The organism is Sphingomonas sp. S2M10 (assembly GCF_012650175.1).
Classification (GTDB): Bacteria; Pseudomonadota; Alphaproteobacteria; order Sphingomonadales; family Sphingomonadaceae; genus Sphingomonas.
The window spans coordinates 1-14,781 of record NZ_JAAILI010000016.1 but is presented as its reverse complement, the minus strand read 5'-3'; the positions used below and the strand labels follow the sequence as shown (position 1 = coordinate 14,781).

The 14,781-nt window shown below is 61.5% G+C and carries 17 protein-coding genes; 8 read left to right on the top strand and 9 right to left on the bottom strand.

Translation table 11 applies throughout. From position 1 onward, the window contains the following. Nucleotides 1-41: 41 nt before the first annotated feature. The 3 genes from S2M10_RS05480 (at nucleotide 42) to S2M10_RS05470 (ending at nucleotide 2,298) form a co-directional block, all read left to right on the top strand. The gene (locus S2M10_RS05480) at nucleotides 42-608 is read left to right on the top strand and encodes a DsbA family protein (protein WP_231726576.1); all 567 of its coding nucleotides are present in this window, start codon (nucleotides 42-44) and stop codon (nucleotides 606-608) included. 20 nt (nucleotides 609-628) lie between these two features. Continuing rightward, nucleotides 629-1,519: an MBL fold metallo-hydrolase gene (locus S2M10_RS05475; protein ID WP_008830456.1), complete on the top strand. Its 891-nt coding sequence runs from the start codon at nucleotides 629-631 to the stop codon at nucleotides 1,517-1,519. A gap of 305 nt (nucleotides 1,520-1,824) precedes the next feature. Further along, nucleotides 1,825-2,298, top strand: coding sequence for a GIY-YIG nuclease family protein (locus S2M10_RS05470; protein ID WP_211090888.1), 474 nt, complete (start codon nucleotides 1,825-1,827; stop codon nucleotides 2,296-2,298). Here the strand turns inward: S2M10_RS05470 and S2M10_RS05465 are convergent. The 8 genes from S2M10_RS05465 to S2M10_RS05420 form a co-directional block, all read right to left on the bottom strand. Beyond that, nucleotides 2,285-2,719 carry a hypothetical protein gene (locus tag S2M10_RS05465; RefSeq protein ID WP_082664400.1) on the bottom strand — a complete coding sequence of 145 codons (435 nt, stop codon included), beginning with the start codon at nucleotides 2,717-2,719 and terminating at the stop codon, nucleotides 2,285-2,287. The two genes, S2M10_RS05470 and S2M10_RS05465, sit on opposite strands and share 14 nt — an antisense overlap. A gap of 2 nt (nucleotides 2,720-2,721) precedes the next feature. Continuing rightward, the gene (locus tag S2M10_RS05460) at nucleotides 2,722-3,828 is read right to left on the bottom strand and encodes a relaxase/mobilization nuclease domain-containing protein (RefSeq protein ID WP_019368227.1); all 1,107 of its coding nucleotides are present in this window, start codon (nucleotides 3,826-3,828) and stop codon (nucleotides 2,722-2,724) included. Next, entirely contained in the window at nucleotides 3,828-4,352 is a 525-nt protein-coding gene (locus S2M10_RS05455) for a hypothetical protein (RefSeq protein WP_019368228.1), read from the bottom strand. Before S2M10_RS05455 ends, S2M10_RS05460 begins: the two co-directional genes overlap by 1 nt. 238 nt (nucleotides 4,353-4,590) lie before the next feature. Continuing rightward, nucleotides 4,591-5,592, bottom strand: a complete 1,002-nt coding sequence (locus S2M10_RS05450) for a ParB/RepB/Spo0J family partition protein (RefSeq protein WP_019368229.1) — start codon at nucleotides 5,590-5,592, stop codon at nucleotides 4,591-4,593. Further along, on the bottom strand, nucleotides 5,589-6,329 hold the full coding sequence (locus S2M10_RS05445; protein ID WP_019368230.1) for a ParA family protein: 741 nt from the start codon (nucleotides 6,327-6,329) through the stop codon (nucleotides 5,589-5,591). Before S2M10_RS05445 ends, S2M10_RS05450 begins: the two co-directional genes overlap by 4 nt. 492 nt (nucleotides 6,330-6,821) lie before the next feature. Then, a complete protein-coding gene (locus S2M10_RS05430; RefSeq protein ID WP_026008897.1) occupies nucleotides 6,822-7,142 on the bottom strand; it encodes a single-stranded DNA-binding protein in 321 nt (106 codons plus the stop codon). Between the two features lie 536 nt (nucleotides 7,143-7,678). Further along, nucleotides 7,679-8,482, bottom strand: a complete 804-nt coding sequence (locus tag S2M10_RS05425) for an RNA replicase (protein WP_236704404.1) — start codon at nucleotides 8,480-8,482, stop codon at nucleotides 7,679-7,681. 482 nt (nucleotides 8,483-8,964) lie between these two features. Further along, nucleotides 8,965-9,825 (bottom strand): replication initiator protein A, encoded by an 861-nt coding sequence (locus tag S2M10_RS05420; protein WP_019368235.1) that lies wholly within the window; start codon nucleotides 9,823-9,825, stop codon nucleotides 8,965-8,967. A gap of 329 nt (nucleotides 9,826-10,154) precedes the next feature. On the opposite strand from S2M10_RS05420, the gene S2M10_RS05415 reads away from it, so the two are divergent. Next, nucleotides 10,155-10,694: a flagellar basal body protein gene (locus S2M10_RS05415; protein ID WP_346962896.1), complete on the top strand. Its 540-nt coding sequence runs from the start codon at nucleotides 10,155-10,157 to the stop codon at nucleotides 10,692-10,694. A gap of 52 nt (nucleotides 10,695-10,746) precedes the next feature. Here S2M10_RS05415 and S2M10_RS05410 read toward each other — a convergent pair whose 3' ends face one another. After that, nucleotides 10,747-11,319: a recombinase family protein gene (locus tag S2M10_RS05410; RefSeq protein WP_126002538.1), complete on the bottom strand. Its 573-nt coding sequence runs from the start codon at nucleotides 11,317-11,319 to the stop codon at nucleotides 10,747-10,749. A 191-nt stretch (nucleotides 11,320-11,510) separates the two neighbouring features. On the opposite strand from S2M10_RS05410, the gene S2M10_RS05405 reads away from it, so the two are divergent. The 4 genes from S2M10_RS05405 (at nucleotide 11,511) to S2M10_RS05390 (ending at nucleotide 14,626) form a co-directional block, all read left to right on the top strand. Beyond that, on the top strand, nucleotides 11,511-12,911 hold the full coding sequence (locus tag S2M10_RS05405; RefSeq protein WP_125972972.1) for a Mu transposase C-terminal domain-containing protein: 1,401 nt from the start codon (nucleotides 11,511-11,513) through the stop codon (nucleotides 12,909-12,911). After that, nucleotides 12,838-13,716, top strand: a complete 879-nt coding sequence (locus tag S2M10_RS05400; protein ID WP_125972970.1) for an ATP-binding protein — start codon at nucleotides 12,838-12,840, stop codon at nucleotides 13,714-13,716. The genes S2M10_RS05405 and S2M10_RS05400 overlap by 74 nt, the downstream gene beginning before the upstream one ends. Nucleotides 13,717-13,834: 118 nt before the next feature. Further along, a complete protein-coding gene (locus S2M10_RS05395) occupies nucleotides 13,835-14,458 on the top strand; it encodes a recombinase family protein (RefSeq protein ID WP_066609237.1) in 624 nt (207 codons plus the stop codon). 3 nt (nucleotides 14,459-14,461) lie between these two features. Continuing rightward, a complete protein-coding gene (locus S2M10_RS05390; protein ID WP_168845235.1) occupies nucleotides 14,462-14,626 on the top strand; it encodes a hypothetical protein in 165 nt (54 codons plus the stop codon). Nucleotides 14,627-14,781: the final 155 nt, after the last annotated feature.

Sequence of the window (14,781 nt, the reverse complement as noted above, 5' to 3'; positions counted from 1 at the left end):
GGCTCGGCGCTGTAGTCGTGGGGGGCTGGGCGGTCGGACAGGTGCTGCGGCGCACCGCCCCGATTGGGCGTGACGTTGGTCCGACCGCCGACCTGATCCTGACAGGCGGCAGTTCGCCTGAGCACGGTCCTGCCGACGCGACGTTGCGGCTTGCCGTTTTCACCGATTATCGTTGCCCGGCCTGCCGTCACGCCTTCCCCGCGTTGGAAGAGGCCGTGCGACGCGATGGCAAAATTAGGGTCATCTACAAGGATTGGCCGATCTTCGGTCCACCGTCTGAACGTGCCGCGAGCGTTGCGCTCAGCTGTGCCGAACAGGGCATCTACCCGGTCGTCCATCGCCAGCTGATGGCCGACAACCGTACGATTGACGACGACATGCTGCGGGACGTCGTAATCGGCGCTGGCGGTGACTGGCTGAGCGCAACGACGTGGCTTGCTTCGCATGCACAGGCTGTCGCGGCGCGCCTGCGTGCGAACGGCCAAGAGGCCTATTCGATCGGCTTGGCCGGCACCCCGGGCTTTCTTGCCGGACGCATGCTGGTGATGGGCGCGATCGATCCGGGTGATTTCGAGCGGTTGTTCGCGCGGGCGCGGGCAGAAAGCTAACAGAGCGAGAGGATGAAAACATGATCGAGTATAAGCACGATGGTATGACCGTTGCGTCGCTCCATGATGAGCGCACTGGTAGCTTCCAATATGTTGTCGTCGACGACACTACGAAGACGGCTGCGATCATCGATCCAGTTCTGGATTTTGACCCGCGCGCTGGTGCGACCGCGACCCGAAACGCGGATCTTATCCTCGACTATGTGCGCGAAAAGGGGCTAACCGTCGAATGGGTGCTCGACACCCACCCACACGCCGATCATTTTTCAGCCGTTCCGTACCTCACCGGCAAGACCGGTGGCAAAACCGCGATCGGCAACAAGGTCGTGGAAGTGCAAAAGCTGTGGCGGGACATCTACTGCCTGCCCGATCTCGCCGTCGACGGCAGCCAGTGGGACCGGTTGTTTGCGGATGGCGAGCGTTTCCGGATCGGCACGCTCGATGCTCATGTCATGCTGTCGCCGGGCCATACGCTTGCCTCGATCACTTATGTCGTCGGTGACGCCGCGTTCGTTCACGATACGCTGATGGTTCCCGATAGTGGCACAAGCCGAGCGGACTTCCCGGGTGGTGATGCTCATTCGCTGTGGTGCTCGATCCGCGCCATCCTCGATCTGCCACCCGAAACCGCAACCTATGTTGGGCATGACTATGGCAAGGATGGCAGGGACGTACTTGGTCGCTCGACCGTCGCCGATCAGCGTCGCGACAACATCCATGTTCACGATGGCATCGACGAAGCCGAGTTCGTCGCGACCCGCGAGAAACGCGACGCATCGCTCCCACTACCCGACCTGATGCTCGCCGCGCTTCAGGTGAACATACGTGGCGGCCGGCTGCCGGATGCGGACAAGTGTGGGACGGCGTTTCTCAAGGTGCCTCTGAACCGGTTTGGACCTGGTGCTTCATAGCTCAGTCCGCGCTAGGGCAGCTGCTGTTTCAAGTGTCAGAACCGAACGGTTATGACCCTCGGAGGGAGGGCGGCGGTATTCGACCATGCCGGCTCGGAAAGCTGCCCGGGCGCTAACCACCGCTTTTTGCCGTCCGTAAGCCAACGGATCAGCATTGCGCGTCGGTCGCACCGAATGTGGTTTCTGTCTCACGGAGCGTGCGTTCCCCGCATCGATCCGTCTCACGCAATGCGAGCCGAAAACCGCCCTATATTGCAGTTCCGGGCGATCATCATTGCGAGCCGCTACACGTAGTGGGCGTCTCTATGGAGGACGCGGGTCGCGTCTATATCGATTGGGGGCCGGGAACGCGGGCCTGGGTTCAAAGGGCACAAGAGAAGCCGAAGCCCATTTTGGAAGTCACCCGCATCTTTCAGGAAGAGGCTTTCCCGGGCTACACGGCCTTCATCGCGAACCTCTCGGCGATCGAGGCGCTGCCGTCGAACTGGCTCGCCGCGCTCAGGGCCGCGCGCGGGATCTACCTTCTGACCTGCCCCCGCACCAAAGAGCAATATGTAGGCTCCGCCTATGGTGAGGATGGCTTTCTCGGCCGCTGGACAGGCTACGCGCGCGATGGCCACGGTGGCAACATCGGGCTGAAAAGTCGCGAGCTCTCGGACTACCAAGTATCCATTCTGGAGGTCTGCGGGTCGGGCTTAACGGTTGACGAGATCATCCGCGTGGAGGCCCTTTGGAAAGCAAAGCTTCAGAGCAGGGAAATGGGCCTCAATAAGAACTAGCGGGTTCGCTCAGTGCGTCTGGTGATCCAAGCCGATCCCACGCCTCGCGATATTCTTCAAGCGCGTAGGACTTGGGCTGGAGCCAGTATGAGGCAGTGCCGGCCTGGTTGACGCCACGATGGGCTGCGGCCTTCACTTCATCCAACGTCAGCACGAAGCATGTAGGCGAGGCAGTGTTTGCATTGATGGTGACGACCCACCAGTGCGAGCAAAGTCGGTCGAGCGATCCGCCAAGGGGCACCGGCGCCCGCTTCGACAGCGCTTTCGACTGGATCGGCAGTACGCGCGCCTCGTCATCGCTTGCGGCGTAGAGATCGGCTCCACGCGCATTTCTGACCGTCGGCATCACATGCCAACCCCGCCGGGATAGCTCGCGCGCGACATGGTAGAGGCCGACATTTCCTGTGAGTTGATGGCGCATTGTCAGCGACGTCTTGCCGGAGGTGGAGGTGTGCCACGTGGCACACCCGGTTCAAGCGAAGGATCGGTCCGCGCTGGCTGTCGCGCCGCTATGACCCGCGCTTCGGCATCCCGTAGCATCCGATCGGGGACCGTCTCGATGTTGGCCCGCTCTTGGAGGAATGTTCGGACATCGCCGGCGAGCTTGCGATCCTCGTGATCGGCGCTGCGGTCGAGCCGATCGGCCGCAGCCTCATAGCGGCGCCTCGTGTCCTGCCAGCGCGCGCGGGTCTTCGACACGAATGCGGGCTGCTCGGCATTGCCAAGTGCGATCTGCATCGCCTCACGGGCCTGACGAAGATCTGTTTCGGTCGGCTGACGGGATGCGCCGCTGCGTATGCGGGAGCGAAGCTGTGTCAGCGCCATGCTGGTCCCCGCCCTCCCCTGGCCTCGGCTGTAACGAGGCGTTGCCTCGGCCTCGACGCCCCGGCTGCGCAGCGCCTCGGCAAACGCCTCGCGAAATCGAAACAGATCCTCGCGGCGTGGGTCGAACCGCTTGCGGTTCAATCCCTCGGCCTGGACGGTCAAATGCACGTGAGGTCGCGGCGTGTCCGTATGGAGCGCCATGAGATAATCGTGATTATCGCCGATCATGCGCTCGGCGGTTTCGCGCACGGCCTGCTTCACAGTTTCAGGGTCCGTGCCTGCCGGCATCGAAAACACCATCGCGACGGCTGAAACGGACGTCCCTTGCCGCCAGTAGAGGGAATCGGACCACTCATCCGCGATCCGCTGCGCATCCTCCTTCGTCGCGAGCTGTTCCCCGTCGCGCGTCTCAAGAGGAATGTCGCCATGACGGCCGATATAATCGAGATGCGCGGCAAGGTGCTTCGCGCCCTTCTTCCGCCCCGTAACCTTGACCAGCACCTCCGGGGCTCGGCGCACGACGCGCGCAAGCGTCGCCCGAACATCAGTGCGGCCAAGTGACGTTAGCGCCCCTCTTGTAGCGAAAGGCCCGGTCTGATTGACCAGATGCTTGGCGTATTTGATGTTCGGATCGCTGACGAGGCGTGGCTTGAAGCTGGGCTTCATTGCCTCCCACAGCTCGTCCTCGCGATCCCCGAACGACATTAGTCAGCCACCTCCCAAAAGGCGGTTTCGCCGCGCAGCGCAGCCGCCAGCGCCTCGATCTGCTCGTTGATCTCTTCGCGCATGTCGGCGATCCTGCGCAGCTCACGATCGATTTGCAGGCCGCTATCGGCCATCATCGCAGCGTTCCCGGCCTTCATGGCCTGATTTAGATTTCGCCCGATCCGCGTGAGCTGCATCCGGATCGGCGCCACCGCGTCGCGCAGCCCGTCGTCGACACCTGCCTTGAGCGCAAGATGGCGACGGACAAGCGCCTTGATCCACCCTGCCCGATCGACACCGCGTTGCGCCGCCCGATGATCGAGGACTGCGGTTTCGACGTCGGTGAAACGAAGGTTGACCCGATTGCTGGGGCTGTCCGCCCTGGGTGCGATCCGGGGCGCGTCAGCGACATGCTTCAATGACTGCTGGAGGACGGTGCGGAGGAGAGCGCTCCGCCCTCCCCTCCCCTCGGCGACTGCATCGAACGCCGCCAGCAACTCGCGATCGACGCGCGCCGTCAGCATCGCTGTGTCCTTTGTGGGGGATGCAGGCTGCGGCGCAATCGACATAGCCCGAAGGCTAATGTAATACACAAGACGCCGCAACACCTATCCTGCCATCAAACATCCCCCACTAAAATCTGCCTTCACGTGTGCCACGTGGCACAGCAATCCATCTTGCAAGTGAGAAATCGCGGAAAGAAGGATTGAGCCTGGAAGCGAGGGGCGGCAACTGCCGGCGCTCTCCGTTCACTCGGCGAGATTAGCGCCAGCTAACGATCCGGGGCTCTGCTTCACCGTCGAAATGTAGCAGCGCCTCGACCACCATTGCGCGCTTGCCTTCAAGCTCGATCGTAGGGCGCTCGATGCGCGGCTTGCCACCCTTCGGTTTCGACGTTGCTCGGGGGGGTGGCGTTTGAGACGGCGCGGAAAGAACAGGAACCGGTGTCTCATCCAGCGCGCGTTCGGCTTCGTCGTCCCTGATCTCGTCCGTCGTCGGTGCCAGAGAAGTTGCATCCGGCTCGCTATCAGTCGACGGTTCCGGCGTGGGGGCAGGGGTAGGGGGCGCGACACCCTCCACTGGAGCCGCCTCGGGCTTTGATGTGGACTTCTTCCCGCCAATCTCGCGCGCGAACCGCTCACACGCCAGCACGGTCATGTCCTCAGCGGCGGTATTCGCAACAAACGCACGTGTCGCCGCATCATCGGCCTTCGCAGCCTGGGTCAAAGCGACAGCACTTCGCATCGAGATGTCCGCAAATAGCGCCGCGACATAATCGGGAGCCTTTGCCAGCCCCTGATAGCGGGTCAGCAACGTGCGGTTGCGGCCTGTCGCGCGTGCCAGCTCGGCGAGCGAACGTCCCTTCGCTACCTGGCCGGTGACGAAACGGATCATGTCGGCGGTCGACAAGTCCTCGCGCTGATCGTTCTCGATGAATTGATCGATGCGCACCTGTTCGATGTCGTCGGCCTTGCTGACGATCGCGCGGACCTGCATTCCCAGCTTCCGGCACGCACGCCAGCGCCGCTCGCCGAACATGATCCGATAGCGCCCATCTTCATCCTTGGGCGCGACGGTGATCGGTTGAAGCTGGCCCCGCTCCTTGATCGTCTCGGCCATCTCATCGATCGTCGCTTCGTCGATCGCACTCCGCACGTTCTCGGGATCGGGGTAGAGCAGCTCGGGATCGAGAAGCTGGACGCGATCGGCGTCAGCAACAGCCGCTTTCTCGCTGAAAACATCAAAGCCGGAGAAATCTGTCATTTGTGGCTCCCGATCCGGGTCATGGCTTCCTCAAGGAAGGCGCGCATGGGCGGCAAAGAGGTCCGAACGTCTTTGTCGAACCGCCAGACCGGGACATGCTCCTGCATCGCCTGGCTGTAGTGCGCACGCTCGGGAAGAAAGTTCGTGAACAGATTGCGCCCGATCTTCTCCTTGATCGCAGCAAGCATCTTCATTTGATGGGTGTCGTTTGCACGCACTCGGTTCGGAACTAGCCCCACGACGTGGATTGGCGTCTTCCGGCGCTGGTTCACCGTCGCAATCGAGTCCGAAACCTGCTTCGTCGCTGCCGGCCCGAACGGTCCTAGCTCGACGGGAACAATCAAGTGATTGCATACCAGCAGCGCCGCATAGTTGATCCACGACCAAGAGGGCGGCGTATCGATGACGCAAAAGTCGAAATGAGAATCGAGCGCGGGAAAATTGGCATTAATGTTAGTCAGCGCGCGAGGATAGTCGGCATCGTATTCGCCGCCCATGCGGTTCGAATAGATAGAGAGGCGGGGAAGGCTGGTCGGCGGAACATAGTTCGGCTCGAACAGCGGCTTACACGTGCCAAGGCTCTCGAAGTCGGCGAGGGCATCGGTTGCATTGCACTGCCGGTCAAGGTCGAGGAACAGCACACGATGCCCGGCATCAGCCAGCACCCACGCCAAGTGACAAGCGATCATCGTCTTGCCGGCGCCGCCCTTCTCCACATTAATGGCAATGGTCTTCACGCCCTACCAACCCCGATCCGAATTGTTGTTCCAATGGTCATAGCCGCGATAGTTGGAATCGGTTCGCGTGTTGCGACGCGCCTCCTCATCAGGCGTGTCGCCGCTCCAAATGCGCGGATTACGGCCGCCACCGCCCCGAAGGACGGCCCAACCAATCAGGACGAATAGTCCGATCGTCAGCAGATTATCCCACATGGCAGTGCCTCCGTCGCCTTGATGAAAGGCGCATCCTGTAATAAGTGGTATCTGAAATCACGTCAATAGGTGGTATCAACAATATGCGTACTTCGGGATGACCACTAGCAAATCAGGAACGGCAGGTCGCCCGCGGATTAACGCGGAAAAGACGATGGCGCGATTTCCGGAAGGGACGCTCGGCCGGATCAAGGCCGTGCTGCGGGATGGTGAGAACCAGTCCGACTTCATGCGCGAAGCGGTCGAGCTGGAACTTCGCCGGCGAGAAGGGCCGCCAGTAGGCGGCCCCGACCGCTCTTAGTCGCGATCCTCCGATCCCTTGGCGAGTACCGCAAAGCCGTCGGCGATCAGCTCCACCGTGTAGCGCCGGCCCTCAGCCGTGTCGTAGGAGTTTTGGCGCACGCGGCCCGTGATATGCACCAGGTCGCCCTTCTGGGCTTTGCCGCCGCGCTCGATCAGCTTGCCGAACAGCGTCACCTCGTTCCAATGGGTGTCCGTCACCCACTCGCCATTCTCCTGGCGGTTGTAGTTGGCGGCGACGTTCACCTTCGTCACCTTGTCGTGCTCAGAGATCTTGCCCACCCGGCCGATGATCCGAAACTCCGCGATATTCTGCATGGTCCTGTCCTTTCCATCGATCAGGCTCATTCCTGATGGGAATTGAAGGGGAGTGCAGACGCCGCGATCCAGCTAAAAAACGGAGGGTCCGCGTGGCGGAAACCGTAGGCGCAGCCGGTTTTTTGCTTGATCGTGCAAGGCGGCCAGCGCCCATTTTCCCATCAATACAGGAATAGCCAATCGAAGGACGGCAATCACAATCGCGCGGCATCGATTTCGCGCCCAACAGGAATGCCGACGCGACAAGAGGAAGGTCGTTCAAGCCGCAACCACCGAGCCGAATTGAGATGGCAGGCAGCTTTGGAAATGAGATGACGGTGCCGATCACGCCTCTGCGGCCCTTTGGGCTGGACGCTACGGCCGCGTTCGTCGATGAAAATCGCTATCAGCAAGCACGAACGTGGCCATTTGAGCGCGACGGAAACCGCTTGCTCCTCTCGGGAGCATCGCGACGCGTAGCGCCGCGTCCGACGGAGCGGCTAAGTGCCTCGGGGTGGGATTTTGTCCTGTGGGTTCGTCTAGGCCGTTCTGCGCCGTCAGGCGTTAGAGCGTTGGCCGACTAGGCCAACTCCATCTGCCCTTAGATTATATGAATCTAGGAGCGGTTGACCATTTTTTTGAGACTCTTGCTTCTCGAGCGCAATGGCAAGGCTGTCCAACACCCGGCGCAGACCGTCGTCCTCGATCTCCTCAGCCACCACCTGTCGCGGCGTCCGCCAAAGGCGCATCGTCTCGATTTCTTCGATGCGGTCGATCTCGCGTTGCACAACATCGTCGGGGAGCGGAACGGGACGCAGGAAGCGCGGAAGAAATCGAGCAAGCCGATTGGGAAAGCTCATGCGATAGACGTTCGACGTCTGCGCATTGCGGGCCTTGGGACGATCAGCGGGCGGATCGATCGGCACGCAGCGGCGCTGCTTCTCGATCAAGCCCATCGTGGCGAGGATCGAAAGGCCCCGCCCGACGCTCGCACGAGACAGGCCGCTTGCAGCCTCGATCCACTCCCAGGTCGGAAACACCTTGCCAGCGCACGTCCGGGCCAAGGTGGTAAGCTGCTCGAACACGCGCACGGCTGCCGGCGTTATCAGCGTCACAAGCCGCTCGTCTTCGGTGAGTTGTCGCCCCTCGGCGCGCGCCAGCCTGCGCACGGCATTCTTGCGCTTCAGCAGCTCGACGGCCTTCTTGTAGAGCCGGTCGGTCTCGCCTTTGGCATAGCTATAGAAGAAGTCGTCCTCGAACGTGCCCGCCTTGCGGCTGTTCGGGTGGACATGCGCCCGTGTCGGATTTGCAGACCCCGATCGCGATCGTGGGCGCGCCCGCTCGATGCGGTCGAGCGCCATGAAGCTCGCCTTCGCGAGTGAAACAGCTCCCATCTTCCGTCCCCTTCGTGGGGCCGGGACCAGGCAAAACTAGAGCGTGGCGCGAAGCGCGCTCCCTTGAACCAAGGCTCGGGAACGAGTATGAGGGGGGTGTCTTACGTCCCGATCGATGCTTGCAGGCATCGCTCATCACGTTCCAGGGTGCCCGGCCTTCGTGCCGGGCATTCGTTTATGTGGTCACGGCCGCTCCCTGATGGCCGATCGCAGAATGCTCCCGGCACTCCGATATTTTTGGCGAATTACGCGGAGGGGCGAAACAGTTGAAGTTCGTGCTTTCGACGACCGACTCCAACAAAAGTTCGTGCTTTCGCTGACCGTTGCCGATCGCGTTCGTGCTATTGGCGACCGCGCTTCGTGCTTTGGCCGACCCTACTTCGTGCTATCGCTGACCGAAGGGCGGCAACGCCGCTTAGTTGATTCGCGAAGTCGAACTGATGAAGAGGTCAGGCACTTGCCAAGAGGGGGCGGGGAGTAATCTTGACCCGTCCAGCTCCGGCGTTGCGTCGCGATCGCCCTTTTTCAGATGTCGCGGCATGTTCGAGCAAATCGAAGGTGAAGCCGGGAATGCTGTTTTCGTCGGCTATTCGTTTAAGCTCGTAGCGGAAATGCTTGAGCGAGCTTTGATAGCCGAGTTGTAAGCGCAGCTCGTCAAGATCGACATCGACAGCACCATGCACACAGGCAGAGCGCGCAACCTCGTAAAGCCGCCGCTCGATGGGACCGAGCTGGAAATAGCTGGGAGCATAGTCGAGCACACGCCGGTCTCGCAAAATGGCACGGTATAGCCAATCGCACAGCCGTACCTTGACGGCTTTCAGCCGCTTATCGCCAGTTTTGGTCTTGGTGTAATGAAGCTGGGCCTCGGACAGCCACGAGAAAAAGCCGGCCTGGCCCTCGCCACCAGCCTCGATGTTGGTCTTGATCTGCGTGCCCTGCAGCCGCTCCAATGCGTCCGACAGGCGAGCGTAGGATCGCGCCGATCCATTGACGCCAGTGACGCGGAATAGATCATGAGCCGTGAAGTAGAAGTCTTGCGACACGCCGACACCGGCTTCCAGTTTCGCCACCATCAGGCTGGCGATATAGAGCAGCACTTCCTTGTCATAGATCGTCGCGACGCCTTTGGAAGTGGCAACGATTTCGATTGAAACCGTATCGGTCTTATAGGCGAGCGGTTTTGTCCATTTCCCTTTGCTCAGTGCGAAGAACGGGAAAGCCATCAGCGAACGCTCGCCGCGCACCTCGGTCAGCAACGGACTGTCGAGCGCGAAAAGATCGCCCTGGATCGAACCGGCGTCATTCATGGTAGGGCGGCCCCCGTCCGAAGGCGATCGGTCGGTGAAAGCACGAAGATGGGGTGCGGAATCGTCCGCATCCCTCCAATCGCCTCGCCACAGGCCGCAAAGTTCATGCTTTCGATGACCGTTTGCAGCGCGCGCCGTGTGCCTTCGTGCTTTTGGCGACCGAAGCTGCCGGCGTGTCTCTTAAACGATCGTTTTTGAAGCGACTTCATGTGAGACACCGATAGCAGCAATCGGCCGTGTCTGTAAACGCTCGCGATAAATGGCGGCGTTCTGATCGCGCTATTTGACGTTAGCGATATCTAATTTGCCCGCGAGTCGAAGGACCGCGTGTGTTCGAGACCGCGCATACCGATGAGAGCGGTTCGAGCCCCCAAACGCAAAATTTTCCTATAAAGATGGGGCCGATCAGCGCGCGTGGCATGCGCAGGAGGATTCTTCAGGTGTCTGAACCGCCACTGCTGAATGCAATTGACGCGTCGCTGCGAAACCTATCGTTGCGACAACGCGTTATTGCGGGAAATATCGCCAACAGCGAGACGCCTGGATATAAAGCGCGTGATGTCAACGCGCCTGATTTTGCTAAACTTCTTGAGAGTACTTTGAGTCCGAGAAACGGGCCACAGATAGCACGACCGCAGGTGGCAATTACCGCAAGCATGGCAGCATTGGGGGCTCGTCCGCCACAGCTGTCCAATGAGATCGTACTCGATAGAGACACAAGTGAAACAAAGCCAGACGGCAACAACGTGACGTTGGAAGACCAGCTTCTTAAAATGGGCAATATTCAGGCTGAATTCTCAACGGTCGCGGGGATCAGCCGCAAGCTGGATAGCTACATGAAAACCGCTCTCGGTACAAAGCGAGGGTAAATACCAGCTCCAACGTGCTTCTAGTGTCGGCTTTTGGATCAACCCATACCCGTTACGCGGATGCCGTCTTGGCCTCCGCGGAGCGCACATAGGCATAGAGCGTCGGTTTGGAGATGCCTAGCATGGAGCAGACTTTGGCGATCGGCATCGTGTTCTCGTGATATAGCCGAACGGCCAGGTCGCGCTTGTCCTTGCTGAGCGCGGTCGGCCGTCCGCCCTTCTTGCCACGGGCGCGGGCGGCAGTGAGGCCTGCCTGGGTGCGCTCGCGGATCAGGTTACGCTCGAACTCCGCCAGCGCACCGAACAGATGGAACGTCAGCTTGCCCGAGGACGTATTGGTGTCGATCGCCTCGTGCAGGCTCAGCAGCCCAACCTTCTCTTCGTCGAGATAGGTCATCCACCCGATCAGATCGCGCAGCGAGCGGCCAAGCCGGTCGAGCCGCCATACCACCAGTGTGTCGCCGGCACGAAGCTGCTCCTTCACCTGGTCGAGGCCGGGCCTGGCGGCGGTCGCGCCCGACGCCTTGTCGGTGATGACCTTCCCGCACCCGGCCGCGAGCAGGGCATCCTTTTGCAGGTCGAGATTCTGCTCGGCGGTCGAGACGCGCGCGTAACCGATCTTCATGGTTGGCGGCTGTTGCGGCGCCGGCGACCGGCTGTTGGCAAGGAAGTCGTCATTGACAGGATTATGTTGCCCTAGTTTTCTTTACCGGGTAGATTTACGTCGAACAGGCCGGTTTTGCAATCGAGCGGATCTCGCAACGTGGCAGGCAAGCAAATCTCCGTTTTCCTTACCTCCGGCATGGACCGTCGGCGGTGACCCACCCGGCGCTCGTTCCGCCACTGGCGACCGAGCGCTATCGCATCCTCGAACCGCATCTGACCGAAAACATCCCGCTCGCGGACCTCGCTCGCACCGGCACGGTGAGCGAACGAACATTGCAGCGTTGGCTCGCTCGCTATCGGTCAGACGGCCTCGTCGGCCTCGCGCGCATCTCGCGCGCCGATCGGGGCAGGTTGCAACTGCCGGACCACCTGGTCGAGCTTGTCCGCGACCTTGCCATCAAGCGTCCACGTCCCCCGATCGCCGCCATTCACCGGAAGGTCCAGGAACTCGCCGTCGCTGAGGGGCACCGGTCACCAAGTTATTCGGCCGTCGCGCGTGTCGTCAGGGCAATACCGGCAAGCCGGATCGCCGTGGCCTCCGATCCGGCCGCCTATCGCGACGAGCACGAGCTGGTGCATCGGCGTGAAGCCGCGGCCTCAAACGAGATGTGGCAGGCGGATCATACCGTGCTCGACATCATCGTGCTCGATGACAACGGAACGCCGGTGCGCCCTTGGCTGACCGTCATTCTCGATGATCACAGTCGGGCCATCGCCGGCTACTTCCTTAGCCTCGACGCGCCGAGCGCCCTCAATACCGCGCTGGCATTGCGGCAGGCGATCTGGCGCAAGCCCAATCCCGAGTGGATAATCAGCGGCATCCCCGAGCAGCTCTACGTCGACAACGGCTCGGATTTCATCTCCGAGCACATCGAGCAGGCGTGCATCGCCCTCAAAATCCGCCTCATCCATTCGCTGCCGGGTCGCCCGCGCGGGCGCGGCAAGATCGAGCGGGTGTTCCGCACCATCAACGACATGTTCTTGTCAGAGCTGCCCGGACACACAATCGCTGGCAAGCCGTTGTCGGCCCCGGCACTCACGCTCAACGAGTTGCATGCCCGGTTCGAGACGTTCGTATGCGACGTCTATCACCGCCGCCCGCATGGCAGCACCGGAGAACTCCCGATCACGCGATGGCAAAAGGGCGGGTTCCTGCCCGCCATGCCGGACAGCCTCGAACAGCTCGATATGCTGCTCGTGCATGTGCCCAAGCCCCGCAAGGTGCTGCGCGACGGCATCCGCCTGATGGGCAGGCGCTATGTCGAGCCGACGCTCGCCGCCTTCGTCGGTGAACAGGTCGAGGCGGTCTATGATCCTCGCGACCTGACCGAAATCCATGTCTACCACCAAGGCCAGTTCGTCTGCCGGGCGCTCAGCCCCAAGCACGAAGGTAGCCCGTCGCTGCGCGCGATCCAGCGAGCGCGGCGCAGCGCAAGAGAGCGCGACAAACAGGCGCTCGCCACCCCGGAGATCTTCGATGGCGACCAAGAGGATACGGCTTCCCGGCCCACCACCTATCGAGGCCTCCGGCTCTACGCCGCTGACGATTGAGTTCCCGGCCGAGCAGCCGTTCCTGCCGACGCGCGAACATGCCCGGTTCGTCGAGTTTGCCGAAGCCTGCGGGCACTACCGCTATATCGGCGTGTGTCACGGGCGACCGGGAGTCGGAAAGACGCGATCGGCGCGGAAGTTTGCCAGCCTTCCCAATCTGCAAGGCTATGGCGCAATGAGTCCCATCGCTCCGGCGCTGGCGGAGGAAATCGCTCGATGCCGAGCCATGTTCTACACGGTTTCGGTCAGCAACACGCCCAAGGCAATCGACCAGGCGATGGGAGTCAATCTAACGAAATTGGGCTACGCGCGCATGACCATCGTCGCTGGCTCGGTGGATGACGTAGACCATGACGCTGCCCGCATGGCCTGTCCGCTCGTTATCGTCGATGAAGCCGACCGGCTGACCATCAAGTCGCTCGAACACCTTCGCGACATGGCCGATCGCCGTGGGTTCGGATTGATCCTGATGGGAATGCCGGGCCTTGAAAAGCGCCTCGCCCGCTATGCCCAGCTCTACTCACGGATCGGCTTCGTTCACGAGTTCAAACCGTTGACGGAGACGGAAATGCGCTTTTTGCTCGCCACCCACGTCAGCAATTTCGGCATCACCTTCGATCCGACCCAGCTCGACGCGATCGAGGCACAGGCAGCGGTAATCCGCATCACGCGCGGCAACTTCCGGCTGATGGAGCGCCTGTTCGCCCAGATGCGCCGGATCATGACCCTCAACCGCGTCGATGACGTGTCGCCCGACATCGTGCAGGCCGCCCGCGACTGTCTTGTGATAGGACCAGGCAACTGACAAATATCGCGATAAGAAAGCCGACATTTAGCGAGGACGTTTACAGCCGTGTCTCAAAACGCTTTCGCAAAATGATCGTGGCATGATAGGGGTCGCGGATGAGTTTTGAGACTGATCGATGCTAATCGGCTATGCGCGCGTATCGACCGCGGAGCAGGATCTGACGCCCCAGCTCGTAGCGCTGAAGGAAGCCGGCTGCGATCGCACTTTCTCGGACAAGGCATCTGGCGCCAAGGCGAACCGCACTGGGCTGGCCGAAGCGTTGTCGCACGCTCGCGAGGGGGACGTGCTGGTCGTATGGAAGCTCGATCGCCTTGGCAGGACGATGAAGGGGCTGGTCGATCTTGCGGCCGAGCTGGCAGATCGCGGCATCGGCCTCCGATCCATCACCGATGGCATCGACACGGCAGGGACGGCGGGGAAGCTCGTCTTTCACATCATGGCTGCGATGGCCGAGATGGAACGCGACCTCGTGCGCGAGCGAACGACGGCCGCGCTCATCGTCGCGCGTAGCGCAGGCCGGGTAGGCGGGCGCAAGAAGGTCATGACGCCCAAGCGGATCGAGGCCGCGCGAAAGCTACTGGCATCGGGCATGTCCGCCCGCGAGATCGCACCGACGATCGGGGTGTCGGTGGCGACGTTGTACCGCCATCTGCCTGCCCCCGAACAAGAGGCGATCAACGCGGAAGAGATGGAACGGGATGGCGCGGCAGGCGCGTCGACCATCAAACCTACGGAGTAAGCGATGAAACTAGCCGCCCTAGTCGAAGCCCTTTCAGCGATCGCCAAGGATCATCCGGAAGCGGAGATCGTCATGAGCGACGGCGAGACCGCTTACAATCTTCTCGAGCGACCGATCGCCTGGTCGGACTTCCCTCATGATGGCAACGGTAGCGTCACGCTCTATTAGGGGGCGTTTGCGGGAGGGGGCGGAATCCTACGCTCTCATGACTGCCATCCGAGATGCTGACCGAGTTTAGTCCTTCGCTGGCCGCGAGACCAGCGGTCGCATTGACCTTGGCGGGTGTGCCGCGGGCGCCTGATCGACGACGATTGATCACGCTC